This window comes from Cellulomonas septica (genome assembly GCF_012396155.1).
GTDB classification, from domain to species: domain Bacteria; phylum Actinomycetota; class Actinomycetes; order Actinomycetales; family Cellulomonadaceae; genus Cellulomonas; species Cellulomonas septica.
Genome location: NZ_JAAXOY010000340.1, coordinates 1 through 3,769, shown reverse-complemented (window position 1 = coordinate 3,769; position 3,769 = coordinate 1). Strand labels below are relative to the sequence as shown.

The 3,769-nt window shown below is 75.0% G+C and carries 5 protein-coding genes; 2 read left to right on the top strand and 3 right to left on the bottom strand.

Going from position 1 to position 3,769, the window contains the following annotated elements:
* Positions 1-32 precede the first annotated feature (32 nt).
* The gene (locus HGA02_RS12820) at positions 33-716 is read right to left on the bottom strand and encodes a Pr6Pr family membrane protein (RefSeq protein ID WP_168679337.1); all 684 of its coding nucleotides are present in this window, start codon (positions 714-716) and stop codon (positions 33-35) included.
* Between the two features lie 101 nt (positions 717-817).
* Complete coding sequence (locus HGA02_RS12815; protein WP_370520944.1) at positions 818-1,201, bottom strand: winged helix-turn-helix transcriptional regulator; 384 nt, start codon at positions 1,199-1,201, stop codon at positions 818-820.
* Between the two features lie 115 nt (positions 1,202-1,316).
* Between HGA02_RS12815 and HGA02_RS12810 the strand changes: the two genes are divergently transcribed.
* Together HGA02_RS12810 and HGA02_RS12805 are read left to right on the top strand one after the other, a co-directional pair.
* Positions 1,317-2,174 (top strand): SDR family oxidoreductase, encoded by an 858-nt coding sequence (locus HGA02_RS12810; protein WP_168679336.1) that lies wholly within the window; start codon positions 1,317-1,319, stop codon positions 2,172-2,174.
* Between the two features lie 132 nt (positions 2,175-2,306).
* The gene (locus HGA02_RS12805) at positions 2,307-3,395 is read left to right on the top strand and encodes a Gfo/Idh/MocA family protein (RefSeq protein ID WP_168679335.1); all 1,089 of its coding nucleotides are present in this window, start codon (positions 2,307-2,309) and stop codon (positions 3,393-3,395) included.
* A gap of 101 nt (positions 3,396-3,496) precedes the next feature.
* Here HGA02_RS12805 and HGA02_RS12800 read toward each other — a convergent pair.
* Positions 3,497-3,769: response regulator transcription factor (locus HGA02_RS12800; protein WP_168679334.1), on the bottom strand; the 273-nt coding region annotated here is incomplete at its 5' end.

Here is a 3,769-nt window from a genome sequence, read left to right as displayed (position 1 = left end):
CGCCCGCCCGGGTCGCCCGGCGTGTCGTCCCGTCAGGCGTGGACCGGCGCGTCGGCGGAGTCGGCCGTGGCGCGGGGCCGGTCGGGAGCCGGCCGGCCCAGGAGTGCGCGCGGGGGGAGCACGCGGTCGATCCCGACCAGGGCGAGACCCAGCACGTAGAACCCCACGCCGTAGATCGCGACGTTCAGCGCGAGGCCGCCCCAGCCGAGCTCGCCGAGGTCGATGAACCCGTACGGGTAGCCGAGGTCCCAGACCAGCCCGCGGACCGTCGCGAACACGCAGTACGCGAGCAACCAGCCGAGCCAGTACGCGGCGTGCCGCAGCCGCAGCCGGCGGTGCGCGTCGAGCAGGACGAAGTCGAGGAACGCCGCGATCGGCGTGATCTCGTGCTCGATGGTGCCCGACGTCAGCCCGAACGCGACCGCCGGGGCGTCGGCGGCCTCCGGCGCCAGCACGAAGTACGAGATCAGGCCCGTGATCGCGAGGAACAGCGTGACGCCGCCCTTGAGCCACGCGGGCGGCTGCGGGCGACCGAGCAGCGACGCGAACCCGGCCCAGATCATCACGACCGCGAGCATCAGGCCCGACTGGTTGGTGAAGTAGACGAGCCCGTCGAGGTCGCCGTCGAGCCAGATCTCGTGGGTCCCGATGAGCGCCAGCGTGGCGATCGCGAACCGCACGAGCGCGACCGGGACGTTGACGGCGGAGACGGACATGGTGCGGGGCCCTTTCGACGACAGCGGCGGTGCTGTGGACGGAACCTTCGCACCTCGACCGGGGGCGCCGCAGCCACCGCGCCGGTGACGTGCGCTCGCCCTCAGCGTGTCGCGGCGTCCCCGACGATCGCGTCGGCGTGGTCGGCGACCCACGCCATGAGCGGGAGCAGGCGCGCGACGAGCTCGTCGCCGAGCGGGGTGAGGGAGTAGTCGACGCGCGGCGGGACGGTGCCCGTGACCTCGCGGTGCACGAGGCCGTCGGCCTCGAGGGTCCGCAGCGTCTGGGCCAGCATCTTCTCGCTGATGCCCTCGACGACCCGACGGAGCTCGCCCCACCGCATCGACCGCTCCGACAGCGCGACCAGCAGCAGGACGCCCCACTTGCTCGTCACGTGGTCGAGCAGGACCCGGCTGGGGCACGCCGATGCCAGGACGCCGTCCGTCAGGAGCCGGTCCATCACGCTGACCTCGTTGCTTACCGTCACGTCCGTACCTTACGTCGAAGTGGGTACCTCCGGACGGGAAGGTGCACCGACGAGGCCCGGTTGACGACGAGGACACACCCGCCGCCCGGGCCACCGGGCCACCGAGAGGACCACCATGTCGATCGTCGTCACCGGAGCCACCGGCCACCTCGGCCGCCTCGTCGTCGACCGCCTGCTCGACCGCGGCGTGCCCGCGCAGGACGTCGTCGCGACGGGCCGGTCCGTCGACCGCCTCGCCGACCTCGCCGCGCGCGGGGTCCGCACGACCGTCGCCGACTTCGACGACCCCGCCACGCTGACCGCCGCGTTCGAGGGCGCCGACGTCGTCCTGCTGGTGTCCGGCAGCGAGGTCGGTCAGCGCGTCCCGCAGCACACGCGCGCGATCGAGGCCGCCGCCGCGGCGGGCGTGGGTCGCGTCGTCTACACGAGCGCCCCGCACGCCGACACGACGCCCCTGCCGCTCGCCGTCGAGCACCGCGCGACCGAGGAGGTGCTGCGCGCGTCGGGCCTCACGTGGACGGTCCTGCGCAACAACTGGTACTCGGAGAACTACCTGCCCGTCCTGGAGCAGGCGGCCGCCACGGGCGTCGTCGTCTCGAGCACCGCGGGCGGACGGGTCGCCTCCGCACCGCGCGACGACTACGCCGAGGCCGCCGCCGTCGTCGTGTCCACCGACGGGCACGACGGGCACGTCTACGAGCTCAGCGGCGACGTCGCGTGGACGCACGACGAGCTCGCGGCAGCCGCCGCCGAGGCGCTCGGCCGGCCCGTCGAGCACCGCGCGGTGTCGCCCGAGGAGCACCGGGCGATCCTCGAGGGCGCGGGGCTGGACGAGGGCACGATCGGGTTCCTGCTGACGATGGACGAGGGCATCGCGCGCGGCGACCTGGCCGACGCGACCGCGGACCTGCGTACGCTCGTCGGCCGCCCGACCGTGCCGCTGGTCGACACGTTCCGCGCCGCGCGCGCCTGACCGCGAGGTCGCCGTCGACCCGGGCACGAGGACCGTCGGTCGCACCCGAGCGGTACCCGGGCCCGGGTCGCGCGCCGAGGAGGTGCGGGCGGGTTAGCCTCGGGCGTTCCGGGTCGACGGAGAGGCGGGCGCATGGGCAACGGTGGACCGGTCACGTTCGGGGTCGTCGGCAGCGGGTGGCGCGCAGAGTTCTTCCTCCGCGCGGCGCGGCTCATGCCGGACAGGTTCCGGTGCGTCGGGGTCGTGACGCGGACCGCCGAGCGCGGTGCCGAGGTCGAGCGGGCGTGGCAGGTGCCGACGGTCCGCACCATCCCCGATCTCGTCGCCGACCGGCCGGACTTCGTCGTCGTCTCCGTGCCGTGGCCCGTCACCCCCGAGGCGACGCGCGAGCTCGTCGGGCTGGGTGTGCCCGTGCTCGCCGAGACGCCGCCGGCCCCCGACGCCGACGGCCTGCGGGCGCTGTGGGCCGACGTGGGCGCGTCCGGGCTGGTCCAGGTCGCCGAGCACAGCCCGTCGATGCCGCAGCACCAGGCGCGGATCGCACTCGTCGACGAAGGGCTGTTCGGGACGCCGACGAGCGTGCAGATCTCGTCGACGCACCTGTACCACGCGGTCGGCCTCGTCCGGCGGCTGCTCGGGGCGGGACGCGGTGAGGTCGACGTGCACGCCGTCTCGACGACCGCACCGCTGCTCGACCCGAGGAGCCGCGACGGCTGGACGGGCGAGACCGAGCCGCGCGACCGCTGGTCGATCCTCGCGACGCTCGACTTCGGCGGCGGGCGCACCGCGCTGTACGACTTCACCGAGAACCAGTGGCACAACCCCCTGCGCACCAACCGGATCGTGGTCCGCGGCTCGCACGGCGAGCTCGTCGACGACCGCCTCACGCGGTGGGTCGACGAGCGGACCGTCGTGACGTCGTCGCTGGTCCGGCGCATGTCCGGCGTCGAGCAGGACCTCGACGGGTTCGACCTGGAGCACGTGAGCCTCGACGGACGCGTCCTGTACCGGAACCCGTTCGACGGCGCCCGGCTGGCCGACGACGACGTCGCGGCGGCGACCCTGCTCGCCGGAACCGGCGCGTGGGTGCGCGGCGACGGCCCGCCGCCGTACCCGCTCGCCGACGGCTGCCAGGACCACCTGCTCGGCCTCGCGATCGAGGAGTCGGCCCGCATCGGCCGCACCGTCCGCACGGCCCGGGAGGCGTGGGCGGACGCGTGACCGGCCGGGTCGCCTCGCGACTCCTGGCGGGCGACGCCCGCAGGTCGGAGAAGGGGGCCCGCTGGTCGCGGACGACGCGTGCCGGTCCCAGTCGACGCCGGCTAGTCGCGGACCACGCCCGCCTCGACGGCGACGAGCGCCGCCTGCACGCGCGACGCGCACCCGAGCTTCGCGAGCACGCGGCTGACGTGCGTCTTCGCGGTGGACTCCGTGATGACGAGCGCCGCGGCGACGTCGGCGTTCGACATCCCCGCACCGAGGCACGCGAGCACGTCGCGCTCGCGGGCCGTGAGCGCCGCGACCGCCTCGGCCTGCGCCGGGTCGGGCTCGGTGTCGGGGACGGGTGCCGGTGCGGCGGCGACGAGGTCGGCGAG